Source organism: Paracidovorax anthurii, assembly GCF_003269065.1.
GTDB lineage: Bacteria > Pseudomonadota > Gammaproteobacteria > Burkholderiales > Burkholderiaceae_C > Paracidovorax > Paracidovorax anthurii.
In genome coordinates this window covers 13,441-27,922 of record NZ_QLTA01000064.1, presented here as the reverse complement: position 1 = coordinate 27,922, position 14,482 = coordinate 13,441, and the positions used below count along the sequence as shown (strand labels likewise).

Genomic DNA, 14,482 nt, shown 5'->3' with positions numbered 1-14,482 from the left:
GCCGCGCCAACCTGATTTTTTTAAAGCCTGCTCCAGCACGCTCACTCCGTGCTGGTCAGGCTCGCTCCACTTGCGCCAGTACGCATAGACGTTGTGCCACTTGGGGAACTGCGGCGGCAGATAGCGCCACTGACAACCCGTGCGAAGCAGGTACAGCACTGCACAGAACACTTCGTACAGGTCCAGCTTGATCGGTTTGGTGCTGCGCCGAACGCTGCGCAGCAGCGGCTCGATCTCGGCAAACTTCTCTCTACTGATGTCGCTTGGGTATGGCTTTCTTTTCACCCCAGGATTGTCGGGGGAGATCGTAAACACGCTCTAAGATAAGTAACTCATGCCATCGCATGGGCATCCATGGGGTCAAGTGCACATGCTGCTGTTTCGTTCTTGGGGAAGCGCTGGCTGGGCGCGGCTGTGTTCGCTGCTGTGCCTGGTGGTGGCGGGGGCGGTCGGCGCGGCGCCCGCGCAGGCCCAGACCATTGCCACCGTGGCGGGCACGGGTGTCCAGGGCTTCGGCGGGGATGGCGGCCAGGCCACCTCGGCGCAGTTGAATTATTCCTATGGGGTGGCGGTCGATGGGGCGGGCAACCTCTACATCGTGGACAGCGGCAACCACCGCATCCGCCGGGTGGATGCCGGCGGCACCATCACCACCGTGGCGGGCACGGGGGTGGCGGGCTATGGTGGCGATGGCGGGCCGGCCACTGCCGCGCAGCTCAATGAGCCCCGGGGCATCGCGGTGGACGCGGCAGGCAATCTCTACATCGCCGACCTGAACAACCACCGCATCCGCCGGGTGGATGCCGGCGGCACCATCGCCACCGTGGCGGGCACGGGGGTGGCGGGCTATGGCGGCGACGGCGGCGCGGCCACCGCAGCGCAGCTCAACAGCCCCTTTGGCGTGGCCGTGGACGGCGCGGGCCGGATCTTTATCGCGGACAGCGCGAACTACCGCATCCGCCAGGTGGACCTCGGCGGCACCATCACCACCGTGGCGGGCTCCGGAACGTCGGGCTATGGCGGCGACGGCGGCGCGGCCACGGCGGCGCGGTTCCAGTTCATCTTCGACATCGCGCGCGACAGCGCCGGCAATCTCTATCTGGCGGATGGCAACAACCATCGCATCCGCCGGGTGGACTCCGGGGGCACCATGACCACCGTGGCCGGTGTGGGCACGAGCGGGTTCAGTGGCGATGGCGGCAGTGCCACGGCGGCGCAGCTCAATTTTCCGGCGGGGGTGGCGGTGGACGATGCGGGCGTGCTCTACATCGCCGACGCGGGCAACAACCGTGTCCGGCAGGTGGATTCGGGCGGCACGATCACCACCGTGGCGGGCACGGGCGCGTCGGGATTTGGCGGTGACGGCGGGCCGGCCTCGGCGGCGCAGCTTCAGTTTCCATTCGCGCTGGCGCTGGGCAGCCGGGGCCGACTCTACGTGGCGGATGCGAGCAACTTCCGCACCCGTCTGGTGTCGTTGCCCATCGTGCCGGGCCCCCCCACGGGCCTGAGCGCCACGGCCAGCGGCGGGCAGGCCCGTCTGGCGTGGACCGCTCCCGCCGATGCGGGCTCCAGCGCCATCGCGAGCTACACCGCCACCGGCACGCCCGTGGGCGGCGGTGCCAGCGTGGCATGCACCGCCACGGCCCCCGCCACCCAGTGCACGGCGGCGGGCCTGGCGGATGGCGTGGTCTACCGCTTTACCGCCAAGGCCACCAGCAGTGCCGGCGACAGCGTGGCCTCCGCCCCGGTGCAGGTGGCCTCTTTGGGCGCCGTGCCGGGCATGGCGGGGGCCGGCGGCGCGGCCATTTCGGGCGGCGGCAGCGGCTGCGCGCTGGTTTCCGCGTCCACGGGGTTCAGCGCCAGCGCGCCCGCCGTGTTGCCAGCGGGCGCGGTCTTGCCCGCCGGGGTCTTCCGTTTGCGTGCCACGGGGTGCGCCGGCGCGACGCTGTCGGTATCGGTGACCTATCCGCAGGCATTGCCTGCCGGCGCGCGCCTCTACCAATACGGCCCTTCCGCGGCGGGCCAGGTTTCCGCCTGGTCTGAGCTGGCGGGGGCCAGCCTCAGCGAGGACCGCCAGACGGTGACCTACACCCTGGCGGACGACGGTGCCGGGGATTCGGAGACCACCACCGCAGGCGCCATTGCCGGCCTGCTGGCTCCGCTGGTGCTGGCGGGGGTCAGTGCGCAGTCCATCCCCGCATCGGGCCCCTGGGCCTTGTGGCTGATGGCCCTGCTGCTGGTGGCGACCGGCCTTGCCAGGCTGCGGCCCGGTCGCCCGTAGAGTTATTCAAAAGCAGGCCCAGACCTGGTCCGCCAGCATGACGACGAAGGCTGGCTCCGCATAGAGCGCGAAGGCCCCGGCGAGCGCCGCCGCGGCGGCCGCGGCCCAGGCCAGCCGCCGGCCCCATGGAGGGCGGCGGGCTGGAGCGGGGTGGGCCGGGGAATCCATGGCGCGGTGCGGGGGGTCAGGCGGGCCGCGCCTGCGCGCGGTGGATGGGGGCTTCGCGGATCGGCAGGTTGATGAGCCCCGCTGCTATGCCCAGCGCGATCGAGAGAACCCACACCACGTCGTAGCTGCCCGTGCGGTCGTAGAGGTACCCGCCCAGCCAGACGCCCAGGAAGCTGCCGATCTGGTGGCTGAAGAACACGAAGCCGCCCAGCATCGAGAGGTGCTGCACGCCGAAGATCTGCGCCACCGTGGCGTTGGTGGGCGGCACGGTGGAGAGCCACAGGAAGCCGATCACCGCCGAGAACACGTACACCGACAGGGGCGACAGCGGCACGAGCAGGAACACCGTGATGGCCACCGCCCGCGCGAAGTAGATGAAGGCCAGGATGTACCGCCGCGCCATGCGCTGGCCCAGCGTGCCGGCGATGTAGGTGCCGAACACGTTGAAGAGCCCGATCAGCGCCAGCGCGTAGCTGGCCACCTGGGGCGAGAGGCCGTGGTCCTTGAGGTAGCTGGGCATGTGCACGCCGATGAACACCACCTGGAAGCCGCACACGAAGTACCCGGCCGTGAGCAGCAGGAAGCTGGGGGTGCGCAGCGCCTCCGAGAGCGCCTCGCCCACGGTCTGCTGGCGCGGCGCCTTGGCCGCGCTGGCGGTGCGGCCGAAGCCCGGCTCGCGCAGCCCGAAGGCCAGCGGCACGATGAGCAGCACCATGGCCGAGAGGGCGAGCAGCGATTCCTGCCAGCCCAGGCGCGCGATGAGCTGGCCTTCCACCGGCACCATCAGGAACTGCCCGAACGAGCCGGCCGCCGCCGCCACGCCCATGGCCCAGGAGCGCCGCTCGGGCGCGATCTGCCGGCCGAGCACGCCGTAGATCACGGCATAGGTGGTGCCCGCCTGCGCCGCGCCGATCAGCACGCCCGCCGTGAGCGCGAAGGCGAGCGGCGTGGGCGAGAGCGCCATGCCGGCCAGCCCGAAGGCGTAGAGCACCGCGCCGCCGATCAGCACGCGGAAGGCGCCGAAGCGGTCGGCCGCCATGCCCGCGAAGATGCCGAAGACTCCCCAGGCGATGTTCTGCACCGCCAGCGCCAGCGCGAAGGTCTGGCGGGTCCAGCCCATGTCCTGCGTGATCGGCTGCAGCCACAGGCCGAAGCCGTGGCGGATGCCCATGGAGAGCGTGACGATGGCCGCGCCGCAGGCCAGCACCTGCGCCATGGAGAGTTTGCGGGGTTCGGAGTGCATCCGGCGAATGTAGCCAAAAGCGTCTGGCGGTGCTGGCGCGCCGATCCGGGTTAACCCGGTGGGAAAAAGGGGATGGCTGTTTTTCCATCCAGTATCGCTGGGTGGGCGGCACTACAATCCGCGCCCATGGCTGCCAAACCCTCTCCCACATCCCCGAGCGAATACTCCGAAGGCTCGATCCGCGTGCTCAAGGGCCTGGAGCCCGTCAAGCAGCGGCCGGGCATGTACACGCGCACCGACAACCCGCTGCACATCCTCCAGGAAGTGCTCGACAACGCGGCCGACGAGGCCCTGGCCGGGCACGGCAAGCGCATCAAGGTCACACTGCATGCCGACGGCTCGGTGGGCATCGAGGACGACGGCCGGGGCATTCCCTTCGGCCTGCACCCCGAGGAGAAGGCGCCCGTGATCGAGCTGGTCTTCACGCGGCTGCATGCGGGCGGCAAGTTCGACAAGGGCAAGGGCGGGGCCTACAGCTTCTCGGGCGGGCTGCACGGCGTGGGCGTGTCGGTCACCAACGCGCTCGCGCTGCGGCTGGAGGCCACCACGCACCGCGAGGGGCAGATCGCGCGCCTGGTCTTCGAGGGCGGCGACGTTACCGAGCCCCTCGTGGCCCGGCCGCTGGCCGCCGGCGAGCGCCGCCAGGGCACGACGGTGCGCGTGTGGCCCGACCCCAAATACTTCGAATCTTCCGCGCTGCCCATGGGCGAGCTGGTCCACCTGCTGCGCAGCAAGGCCGTGCTGATGCCGGGCGTGACGGTGTCGCTGGTCAACGAGAAGACCAAGGACACGCAGACCTGGCAGTACAAGGGCGGCCTGCGCGACTACCTGGGCCAGAACCTCGCGGCCGACCCGGTGATCCCGCTCTTCGAGGGCGAGGGCTACGCCGACCGCCACAACGAGAGCTTCGCCGAGGGCGAGGGCGCCGCGTGGTGCGTGGCCTTCACCGAGGAAGGCCAGCCCATGCGCGAGAGCTACGTCAACCTCATCCCCACGAGCGCGGGCGGCACGCACGAGAGCGGCCTGCGCGACGGCCTGTTCAACGCCGTGAAGGGTTTCATCGAGCTGCACTCGCTTTTACCGAAGGGCGTGAAGCTGCTGCCCGAGGACGTGTTCGCGCGCGCCTCGTACGTGCTCTCGGCCAAGGTGCTCGACCCGCAGTTCCAGGGCCAGATCAAGGAGCGGCTCAATTCGCGCGACGCCGTGCGGCTGGTCAGCGGCTTCGTGCGCCCGGCGCTCGAACTCTGGCTGAACCAGCACGTGGACTACGGGCGCAAGCTCGCCGAACTCGCCATCAAGGCCGCGCAGACGCGCCAGAAGGCCGGCCAGAAGGTCGAGAAGAAGAAGGGTTCCGGCGTGGCCGTGCTGCCCGGCAAGCTCACCGACTGCGAGAGCCGCGACCTGTCGCACAACGAGGTGTTCCTGGTGGAGGGCGACTCCGCCGGCGGCAGCGCCAAGATGGGCCGCGACAAGGAATGCCAGGCCGTGCTGCCGCTGCGCGGCAAGGTGCTCAACACCTGGGAGGTGGACCGCGACCGGCTCTTCGCCAACACCGAGATCCACGATATCTCCGTGGCGCTGGGCGTGGACCCGCACGGCCCCAACGACACGCCCGACCTCTCGGGCCTGCGCTACGGCAAGGTCTGCATCCTGTCGGATGCTGACGTGGACGGCTCGCACATCCAGGTGCTGCTGCTCACGCTGTTCTTCCGCCATTTCCCCAAGCTCATCGAGACCGGCCACATCTACGTGGCGCGCCCGCCGCTCTACCGCGTGGACGTGCCCGCGCGCGGCAAGAAGCCGGCTTCCAAGATGTACGCGCTCGACGACGGCGAGCTGGAGGCCATCCTCGACAAGTGCGCCAAGGATGGCGTGGCGCGCGAGAAGTGCCAGATCAGCCGCTTCAAGGGCCTGGGCGAGATGAACGCCGAGCAGCTCTGGGAGACCACGCTCAACCCCGACACGCGCCGCCTGCTGCCCGTGCAGCTGGGCGCGCTGGGCTTCACCGAGACCGAGGGCCTCATCACCAAGCTCATGGGCAAGGGCGAGGCGGCCGCGCGGCGCGAGCTGATGGAACTGCACGGCGACGCCGTGGACGTGGACATCTGAGCCATGGCGGCGCCGCGCCCCTTCGCAGGACCCCTGGAGTGCCTCCTGCGGTGGTTTGCAGGTGTTTCGGGCTCCATGTCGCCGGTTTTGCTGGGTTTCTTGCTATTGTTTTCGCAGCAAAGCGCCCATGCCGATCTCTGGGCCTACGCCGATGAGCGCGGCGTGACGCACTTCGCGGCCGAGCGCATCGACGAGCGCTACACGCTGTTCTTCCGGGGCGACGTGTTCGATTCCTCCACCGACGGCGCGTCGTCCGGCACGGGCATCGTGCCGCCCGGCGTCGCGCCCACGGCCACGGCGGCGGGCGCGCGGCGGCTCGCGTATTTCGACATCGCCCCCGAGGTGCGCCGCGTGCGGCACCACCTGCGCGCCTCGGCCAGCCAGCACGGCGTGGACTACGAGCTGCTGCAGGCCGTGATCGCCACCGAGTCCGGCTTCGACGCCACGGCCGTCTCGCCGCGCGGCGCCGTGGGGCTCATGCAGCTCATGCCCGCCACGGCCGAGCGCTTCGGCGTGGCGCGCGCGCCCAGGCGCTCGGTGGAGCAGCAGCTCACCGACCCCGGCACCAACGTCGCCGCCGGCGCGCGCTACCTGCGCCACCTGCTGGACCTGTTCGAGGGCCGCCTCGACCTCGCCCTGGCCGCCTACAACGCGGGCGAGGGCGCCGTACAGCGCGCCGGCCACCGCATTCCCGCCTACCGCGAGACGCAGAACTACGTGAAGAGCGTGCTTGGGCTCTATGCGCTGCTCAAGCCTTCCGCCGCCACGCCGGCGGCGCCACCCGCCGCGGCGCCGGCCGGGCGTGGCGCCGCGGCCGGCCGCGTGCGCATGGAGCTGGCGGCCCCTGCGGCGCAGTGACCCTCTTGCGAACGACGACCGTCCGCCGTTTCCCTTTTTTCTTCCTTCCCGACGCATGAGCGACAACGACCAACCCACCCTCGACTTCTCGCAGCCCGCCTCCGACGACAGCCTGGGGCTGGCGGGCTACGCCCAGCGCGCCTACCTCGAATACGCGCTCTCCGTGGTCAAGGGCCGCGCGCTGCCCGACGTGTGCGACGGCATGAAGCCCGTGCAGCGCCGCATCCTCTTCGCCATGGAGCGCATGGGCCTGGCCTATGGCGGCCCCACGCGCAACGTGCCCGCCAAGCCGGTCAAGAGCGCCCGCGTGGTGGGCGACGTGCTGGGCCGCTTCCACCCCCACGGCGACCAGTCGGCCTACGACGCGCTGGTGCGCCTCGCGCAGGACTTCAGCCAGCGCTACCCGCTCATCGACGGGCAGGGCAACTTCGGCAGCCGCGACGGCGACGGCGCCGCGGCCATGCGCTACACCGAGGCGCGGCTCACGCGCATCGCGGGCCTGCTGCTCGACGAGATCGACCAGGGCACGGTGGATTTCGTGCCCAACTACGACGGCTCCACCGAAGAGCCCCGCCAGCTGCCCGCGCGCCTGCCGTTCGCGCTGCTCAACGGCGCGAGCGGCATCGCCGTGGGCCTGGCCACCGAGATCCCCAGCCACAACCTGCGCGAGATCGCCGATGCCTGCGTGGCGCTGGTGAAGAACCCCAAGCTTGCCGACGAGGAGCTGCATGCCCTCGTGCCCGGCCCCGACTATCCGGGCGGCGGCCAGATCATCAGCAGCGCGGCCGACATCCAGGACGCCTACCGCACCGGGCGCGGCAGCCTCAAGGTGCGCGCGCGCTGGAAGATCGAGGACCTCGCGCGCGGCCAGTGGCAGCTCGTGGTCACCGAGCTGCCGCCCGGCGTCTCGGCGCAGAAGGTGCTCGAAGAGATCGAGGAGCTGACCAACCCCAAGGTCAAGGCCGGCAAGAAGGCGCTCTCGCAAGAGCAGACGCAGCTCAAGGCCACCGTGCTCGGCGTGCTCGACGTGGTGCGCGACGAGTCGAGCAAGGACGCGCCCGTGCGCCTCGTCTTCGAGCCCAAGACCGGCAAGGTGCCGCAGCAGGAGCTGATCACCACGCTGCTCGCGCACACCAGCCTGGAGACCTCGGCGCCCATCAACCTCACCATGGTGGGCCTGGACGGCAAGCCCATGCAGAAGTCGCTGCGCCGCATGCTGGAGGAATGGGTCGAGTTCCGCCAGCAGACCATCACGCGGCGCAGCCAGCACCGCCTGGCCAAGGTGCTGGACCGCATCCACATCCTCGAAGGGCGGCAGACCGTGCTGCTCAACATCGACGAGGTGATCGCCATCATCCGCGCGAGCGACGAGCCCAAGGCGGCGCTGATCGCGCGCTTCCACCTGTCGGACCGGCAGGCCGAGGACATCCTGGAAATCCGCCTGCGCCAGCTCGCGCGGCTGGAAGCCATCAAGATCGAGCAGGAGCTGAAAGAGCTGCGCGAGGAGCAGGGCAAGCTTGAAGACATCCTCGGCAACCCCGCCTCGCTGCGCCGCCTGATGGTCAAGGAGATCGAGCAGGACGCGAAGCAGTTCGCCGATGCGCGCCGCACCCTCATCCAGGCCGAGAAGAAGGCCGTGGCCGAAGTGAAGGTGGTCGATGAGCCCGTCACGGTGGTCGTCTCGCAGAAGGGCTGGGTGCGCGCGCGCCAGGGCCACGGGCACGACGCGGGCACCTTCGCCTTCAAGGCGGGCGATGCGCTTTACGCCACTTTCGAATGCCGCACGGTCGATACGCTCATCGCCTTCGGCAGCAACGGGCGCGTGTACTCCGTGGCCGTGTCGCAGCTGCCGGGCGCGCGCGGCGACGGCCAGCCCATCACCACGCTGATCGAGCTGGAGGCCGGCACCCAGCCCGTGCACTACTTCGCGGGCCCGGCCAATGCCGCGCTGCTGCTGGCCGGCTCGGGCGGCTACGGCTTCATCGCCGCCGTGGAGCACATGACCGCGCGCAACCGCGGCGGCAAGGCCTTCGTCACGCTGGCCGAGGGCGAGCAGCTCTGCCGGCCCTCGCATGCGGCCTTCGCGAGCGGCGGCCAGCCGCTGGCGCCGGCCACGCACGTGTGCTGCGCCTCGGCGGGCGGGCGCATCCTGACCTTCGAGATCACCGAGCTCAAGCAGATGGCCAACGGCGGCCGGGGCCTGATGCTCATCGACCTGGAGCCCAAGGACCAGCTGGCGGGCGCCGCCGCCTACACGCGCAGCGTGTGCATCGCCGGTGTGGGCCGGGGCGGCAAGGAGCGCGAGGAGACGCTGGAGATCCGCAGCCTCAACAACGCCCGCGCCCCGCGCGGCCGCAAGGGCAAGGCGGCGGACCTGGGCTTCAAGCCGAACGCCGTGCTGCGCGTCGAATAGCGGGGCGGGCCAGGGCAGGGCTGCCATGGGATGGCGGCCCTTTCGCCCCCCGTTTGTTGCGCTGCCGCATCGCCGGGAGGCCATGGTGTAAATGCGGATTGGTGTTTCCGTGTGTATCCGCGCACCATCGGGCGGCACGGCCACCGAACCCAGGGGCTGCCCGGCCGTGCATGTCCTGATGCAGCCGAGGAGCACCTACCGTGAAAGACCTGAAAATCGCCACCCGGCTCGCGCTGGGCTTCTCCCTCATCCTGCTGGTCATGTTCCTGATGAACATGCTCGGGCTGACCAACATGGGGGGGATGGTCCGCTCCGTGAAGGGCATCGCGTCCGAATCGCTCGTCAAGGAGCGCCTGATCAGCGACTGGTCGCGCAACATCCACACGAGCGTGCAGCGGACCGCGGCCGTGGTCCGCAGCAACGATGCATCGCTGGCCGGCCTGTTCGCCGAGGAGGCCGCCGCCTCTTCCCGGCAATCGACCGAATTGCTCAAGCGCATCGAGGAGCTTCCGCAGACCGACCAGGAGAAGACGCTGCTGGCCGACATCAAGCAGGCGCGCACCGCCTATCTGGCGGGGCGCGATGCCATCTACAAGGCCAAGAGTGAAGGGCGCGTGGAGGATGCGCAGCGCCTGTTCACGCAGGAGTTCCAGCCGGTCACCACGCGCTTCCTCGAAGCGGTCCAGCGGCTGCTGACCATGCAGCGGGGGAGCATCGACGATGCCCTGGGCCACGTCGAATCCGGCTACGACCAGACCCGCACCGCCGTTATCGCCGCCACCGTGCTGGCCCTGGCGCTGGGCGGGGCGGTGGGCTGGTGGATCACGCGCGGCATCACGCGCCCGCTGGGCGAGGCCGTGCGCGTGGCGCGCGCCGTGGCCGCCAACGACCTCACGAGCACCATCACCGTGCACGGGCGCGACGAGACCGGGCAGATGCTCGACGCCCTGCGCCAGATGAACGACAACCTGGCCCAGGTCACGGGCCGCGTGCGCAACGGCGCCGACAGCATCGCCGTCGCCGCGCGCGAGATCGACGCGGGCAACCAGGACCTCTCCTCGCGCACCGAGCACCAGGCGAGCGCCCTGCAGCAGACGGCGGCTTCCATCGAGCAGCTCACCAGCGCCGTGCGCCAGAACGCCGACAGCGCGCGGCAGGCCAACCAGCTGGCCGCGCATGCCTCGCAGGTGGCGAGCGAGGGCGGGCAGGTGGTGGCGGGCGTGGTGCAGACCATGGGCGCCATCGATGCGTCCTCGCGCCGCATCGCGGACATCATCGGCGTGATCGACGGCATCGCCTTCCAGACCAACATCCTGGCGCTGAACGCGGCGGTGGAAGCGGCCCGCGCGGGCGAGCAGGGCCGGGGTTTCGCCGTGGTGGCCGGCGAGGTGCGCGCGCTCGCGGGGCGCAGCGCGGAGGCCGCCAAGGACATCAAGACGCTGATCGGCGATTCGGTCTCGAAGGTGGACGAGGGCTCTCAGCAGGTGGCGCAGGCCGGCCGCACCATGGAGAGCGTGGTGGACAGCATCCGGCGCGTGGCCGACATCATGGGCGAGATCAGCGCCGCGAGCGCGGAGCAAAGCTCGGGCATCGCGCAGGTGAGCCAGGCCATCGGCCAGATGGACCAGGTGACCCAGCAGAACGCGGCCCTGGTCGAGGAGGCCGCGGCCGCCACCGGCGCCCTCAAGGCCCAGGCGGCCGTGCTGGCCGAGGTGGTCTCGGCGTTCCGCCTGCGCGACGGCGGCGGCGCCATCCCGGCCGCCGCGCCCCGGCCATCGCGGCCGGTGGCGGCGCAGGCCCCGGTGCCTGTGCCCGCGCCGCGCCGGGCCGCTCCCGCCATCGGCAAGGCCCCGGCCCCCGCCGCGCCGAAGGCCGTCGCGGCCCGCGCGGCGCCCGCGCCGGCCCTGGCGGGCCGCCCGGCATCGCCGCCGTCCACGCCCGCCCCCGCGGCGCCCGCCGCACCGGCCCGCAAGGGCGGCAGCGACGACGACTGGGAGACGTTCTGATCCGCGCGCGGGCCGGTTTCCGCGCGGTGCGGTTGCCGGCTGGCGGAATCGCTCCACAGAGCCTGGGCGATCCCCTGCCGGCGCTGGTGTAAGTACCGAGCCGGGCCCCTGTCAATTCGGGCACGATGAATGACGCCACCCTATCGTGTGCGCCTGCCTGAAAGGAGTCCGCTATGCCCCGATCACTGCGTGTCGTCCACAAGCTCTGGCTCGCCGTCGCGGGCCTGGTCATCGCGCTGGCCGCGATCCTGGGCATCGCCGGCCACCGCTACCAGAACCAGCAGGCCGAGGCCGAAAAGGCCCGAGCGCAGATGGAGCAGCGCATGCAGGCGGCGCTGCGCTGGGCCGGCCTGACCGAGACCAACGCGGCCCGCACCCTGGCCGTCACCCTGGGCTCCGACCCGCTGCTGGAGGCGCAGTTCAAGGACCTCATCGCCGCCACCTCCGCCCAGATCTCCGAGACCCAGAAGGCGCTCTTGGCGATGGACCTCACCGACACCGACCAGGCGCAGATGGCGAAGATCGCCGCCGCGCGCCAGGCCACGCTGGACCTGCGCGGCCAGGTGCGCCAGCTCACGGCGGCGGGCCGCCGCGACGAGGCCCAGGCGCTGGCGCTGCAGCGCTACAGCCCCGCGGTGGCCGCCTACCTGCAGACGCTGCGCGATTTCGTGCAGGCCCAGGCCCAGGCGTCCGAGGTCCAGCGCCACCGCGCCAGCGCCGCGTCGATGCGCACCCTGCAGGGGGCCGCCGCCGCCATCGCCGTGCTGGTGGCGGGCGTCGTGGGCGGCGGCATCTACCTGATCCGCGGCATCCAGAGGCCGCTGGCGCAGGCCAACGCGGTGGCCGCGCGCATCGCCGCCGGCGACCTCTCCACCCCCGTGCCGCAGGGCAAGGGCGACGAGTTCGGCGAGCTGCTGCGGTCGCTGCACTCCATGAGCGATGCGCTCGCGCGCATGGTGCGCCAGGTGCGCCAGGGCACGGACGGCATCGCGATCGCGAGCGCCGAGATCGCGGCGGGCAACCAGGACCTGTCCACGCGCACCGAGCAGACCTCGGGCAACCTGCAGCAGACCGCCGTGGCCATGGACCAGTTCGCCGGCACCATCGCGCAGAGCGTGGGCAGCGCGCAGCAGGCCAGCGCGCTGGCGGCCAGCGCCTCCGGCGTGGCGCGGCGCGGCGGCGAGGTGGTGGGCGGCGTGGTGCGCACCATGGAGGACATCCACGCCAGCAGCCGCAAGATCGCGGACATCATCGGCGTGATCGACTCCATCGCCTTCCAGACCAACATCCTGGCGCTGAACGCGGCGGTGGAGGCGGCGCGCGCGGGTGAGCAGGGCCGGGGCTTCGCGGTGGTGGCCGGCGAGGTGCGCAGCCTCGCGCAGCGCAGCGCATCGGCCGCGCAGGAGATCAAGCAGCTCATCGGCGCCTCGGTGGAGCGCGTGGAGAGCGGCTCGCGCCTCGTGCAGGAGGCCGGCACCACGATGACCGACATCGTGCAGTCCGTGCAGCGCGTGACCGACATGATCGGCGAGATCACCGCCGCCGCCACCGAGCAGAACGCCAGCGTGGCGCAGGTGAACCAGTCCGTGGGCGCGCTCGACCAGATGACGCAGCAGAACGCCGCGCTGGTGGAGCAGAGCGCCGCCGCCGCCCAGAGCCTGCGCGAGCAGGCGCACCAGCTGGCCCAGGCGATGGCGGTGTTCCGCATCGAGGACGGGGCCCCGGGCCCGGTGCCCGCTCCGGCAACGGCGCCCGTGGCACGGACCGCGCCTGCCGCGCCTGCTGCGGCGCAGGGCGTTCGCGCGGCGGCCCGGGTGCCCGCGCCGCCGCCGAAGGCCGCGCCGGGCGGGGCCGCCAGGCCGGCGGCCGTGGCCCCTGCGCCAGCACGGGCCGCCCGGCCGCCCGTGCTGGCCGCCGCGCCGCGCCCCGCTGCGGCCACGGCGGCCGGCGGGGACTGGGAAACGTTCTGACGGTTCTGACGATCCGGCGCCCCGCGCGGCAGGGCCGCGTGCCGGGCGCGCCGGGGCCGGGGGCTATCAGCCCAGCTCGGCGATCAGCTCGATCTCCACGCAGGCGCCCAGGGGGATCTGCGCCACGCCGAACGCGCTGCGTGCATGCTTGCCCTTGTCGCCGAAGACTTCGCCCAGCAGCTCGCTCGCGCCGTTGGTCACCAGGTGCTGCTCGGTGAACTCGCCCGTGGAATTCACGAGGCTCATCACCTTCACGATGCGCTTCACGCGGTTCAGGTCGCCGCCCGTGGCCAGGTGCAGCGTGGCCATCAGCTCGATCGCCACGGCGCGCGCCGCCGCCTGGCCTTCTTCGGTGGTGATGTTCTGCCCGAGCTTGCCCACCCAGGGCTTGCCGTCCTTGCGCGCGATGTGGCCGCTCAGGAAGACGAGGTTGCCCGTCTGCGCGAAGGGCACGTAGGCCGCGGTGGGCGCGGCGACGGGCGGCAGGGTGATGTCGAGGGCGGTGAGTTTGTCGTAGATGCTCATGGTGATGCAGGGATGAAGGAGGGGAGGGCGGTTTCGGGACCGCGCCGCGGCCCGCGGGGTGCGGGCATGGCGCGCATCGGAGGAAACGCGCCGTGATGGTACACAGCGCGGCGCCGCGGGCCGGCGCCAGGCAGGCGCCCGGGGCCACGCGGACGCTGCCCGGGCCGGACGCGGCGTGCTCCCAAGCCCCCTTGCCTGGGTGGGCGGATGGGGGGCCTGGCGGTGCACCCGCCGTGCGCCGCCTTTCGTCACGCGGGCGGTGCCGCCGCGTCCTGCATCGCGAGCGCGAGGCCCGCATTGCCCTGCTCCTGCAGCCCCCGGATCGCGCCTTCGCGGTCCGGTGCCGCGTGGTGCTGGTTCAGCTTGCGCTTGCCCTCCAGCCGGGCGATGCGCACCTCGATGCCGACGATGTGGCCCAGCTCCTGCGCCAGGAAGTCCGGGGGCGCGTCGCCCATCTTCCAGGGCCGGGGCTGGTCCGCCTCGTGCTGGCGCGTCAGCCGGGCCACGACGCTGCGCACGAACTTCTCGTCGTCGTGGATATGGACCGTGCCGTGGGCGTGCACCACCTCGTAGTTCCAGGTGGGCACCCGCCGGTGCGTCGCCTGCTTGCCGGGGTACCAGTTGGGGGAGATATAGCCCTGCGCGCCCCGGAACACCACCAGCACCGGGGCGCCGTCCGCCACCTCGCGCCAGACCGGGTTCGCCCGCGCGACGTGCGCGTGCAGCACGCCGCAGGCGCCTTGCGCGGGGTCCAGCAGAAAGGGCAGGTGGTTGGCATCCAGGCCCGAGGCCGTCTGCGTGACCATCATCCCCAGCGCGTTCTCCTGCACGATGCGGTGCAGTTCTTCCGTCCGGGGTTCAGCGAATTGCGGGGGGAGGTACATGGGGCGGTCCTGTCGGGAAAGGGAT

General features: G+C 71.5%; 11 protein-coding genes. 6 read left to right on the top strand and 5 right to left on the bottom strand.

Annotated elements, in window-relative coordinates; translation table 11 throughout:
* Positions 1-285: transposase (locus AX018_RS21825; protein ID WP_170146310.1), on the bottom strand; the 285-nt coding region annotated here is incomplete at its 3' end.
* Positions 286-370: 85 nt separating this feature from the next.
* Here AX018_RS21825 and AX018_RS21820 point away from each other — a divergent pair.
* On the top strand, positions 371-2,281 hold the full coding sequence (locus AX018_RS21820; protein ID WP_111881813.1) for an NHL domain-containing protein: 1,911 nt from the start codon (positions 371-373) through the stop codon (positions 2,279-2,281).
* A 6-nt stretch (positions 2,282-2,287) separates the two neighbouring features.
* Here the strand turns inward: AX018_RS21820 and AX018_RS25340 are convergent, their stop codons facing one another.
* Both AX018_RS25340 and AX018_RS21815 read right to left on the bottom strand, forming a co-directional pair.
* Positions 2,288-2,449: a hypothetical protein gene (locus AX018_RS25340; RefSeq protein ID WP_170146321.1), complete on the bottom strand. Its 162-nt coding sequence runs from the start codon at positions 2,447-2,449 to the stop codon at positions 2,288-2,290.
* A 16-nt stretch (positions 2,450-2,465) separates the two neighbouring features.
* Positions 2,466-3,692 (bottom strand): MFS transporter, encoded by a 1,227-nt coding sequence (locus AX018_RS21815; RefSeq protein WP_111881811.1) that lies wholly within the window; start codon positions 3,690-3,692, stop codon positions 2,466-2,468.
* 126 nt (positions 3,693-3,818) lie between these two features.
* Here AX018_RS21815 and AX018_RS21810 point away from each other — a divergent pair, with 126 nt between their 5' ends.
* The 5 genes from AX018_RS21810 to AX018_RS21790 all read left to right on the top strand — a co-directional run bounded on the left by AX018_RS21810 (position 3,819) and on the right by AX018_RS21790 (position 13,048).
* Entirely contained in the window at positions 3,819-5,801 is a 1,983-nt protein-coding gene (locus AX018_RS21810; protein WP_111881808.1) for a DNA topoisomerase IV subunit B, read from the top strand.
* A gap of 75 nt (positions 5,802-5,876) precedes the next feature.
* Positions 5,877-6,659, top strand: a complete 783-nt coding sequence (locus AX018_RS21805; RefSeq protein WP_111881805.1) for a lytic transglycosylase domain-containing protein — start codon at positions 5,877-5,879, stop codon at positions 6,657-6,659.
* 55 nt (positions 6,660-6,714) lie between these two features.
* Positions 6,715-9,072, top strand: a complete 2,358-nt coding sequence (gene parC / locus AX018_RS21800; RefSeq protein WP_111881803.1) for a DNA topoisomerase IV subunit A — start codon at positions 6,715-6,717, stop codon at positions 9,070-9,072.
* Positions 9,073-9,272: 200 nt separating this feature from the next.
* Entirely contained in the window at positions 9,273-11,078 is a 1,806-nt protein-coding gene (locus tag AX018_RS21795) for a methyl-accepting chemotaxis protein (RefSeq protein WP_111881798.1), read from the top strand.
* 173 nt (positions 11,079-11,251) lie between these two features.
* Positions 11,252-13,048 (top strand): methyl-accepting chemotaxis protein, encoded by a 1,797-nt coding sequence (locus AX018_RS21790; protein WP_111881796.1) that lies wholly within the window; start codon positions 11,252-11,254, stop codon positions 13,046-13,048.
* Positions 13,049-13,114: 66 nt separating this feature from the next.
* Here the strand turns inward: AX018_RS21790 and AX018_RS21785 are convergent, their stop codons facing one another.
* Both AX018_RS21785 and AX018_RS21780 read right to left on the bottom strand, forming a co-directional pair.
* Positions 13,115-13,573, bottom strand: coding sequence for a RidA family protein (locus AX018_RS21785; RefSeq protein ID WP_111881793.1), 459 nt, complete (start codon positions 13,571-13,573; stop codon positions 13,115-13,117).
* A 248-nt stretch (positions 13,574-13,821) separates the two neighbouring features.
* A complete protein-coding gene (locus tag AX018_RS21780) occupies positions 13,822-14,457 on the bottom strand; it encodes an FMN-binding negative transcriptional regulator (protein WP_111881791.1) in 636 nt (211 codons plus the stop codon).
* Positions 14,458-14,482: the final 25 nt, after the last annotated feature.

Excerpts from the sequence above, each read along its gene's own strand:
- AX018_RS21820 (WP_111881813.1), top strand. The coding sequence starts at position 371 with ATGCTGCTGTTTCGTTCTTGGGGAAGCGCTGGCTGGGCGCGGCTGTGT.
- AX018_RS25340 (WP_170146321.1), bottom strand. The coding sequence starts at position 2,449 with ATGGATTCCCCGGCCCACCCCGCTCCAGCCCGCCGCCCTCCATGGGGC.
- AX018_RS21815 (WP_111881811.1), bottom strand. The coding sequence starts at position 3,692 with ATGCACTCCGAACCCCGCAAACTCTCCATGGCGCAGGTGCTGGCCTGC.
- AX018_RS21810 (WP_111881808.1), top strand. The coding sequence starts at position 3,819 with ATGGCTGCCAAACCCTCTCCCACATCCCCGAGCGAATACTCCGAAGGC.
- AX018_RS21805 (WP_111881805.1), top strand. The coding sequence starts at position 5,877 with ATGTCGCCGGTTTTGCTGGGTTTCTTGCTATTGTTTTCGCAGCAAAGC.
- parC (WP_111881803.1), top strand. The coding sequence starts at position 6,715 with ATGAGCGACAACGACCAACCCACCCTCGACTTCTCGCAGCCCGCCTCC.
- AX018_RS21790 (WP_111881796.1), top strand. The coding sequence starts at position 11,252 with ATGCCCCGATCACTGCGTGTCGTCCACAAGCTCTGGCTCGCCGTCGCG.
- AX018_RS21785 (WP_111881793.1), bottom strand. The coding sequence starts at position 13,573 with ATGAGCATCTACGACAAACTCACCGCCCTCGACATCACCCTGCCGCCC.
- AX018_RS21780 (WP_111881791.1), bottom strand. The coding sequence starts at position 14,457 with ATGTACCTCCCCCCGCAATTCGCTGAACCCCGGACGGAAGAACTGCAC.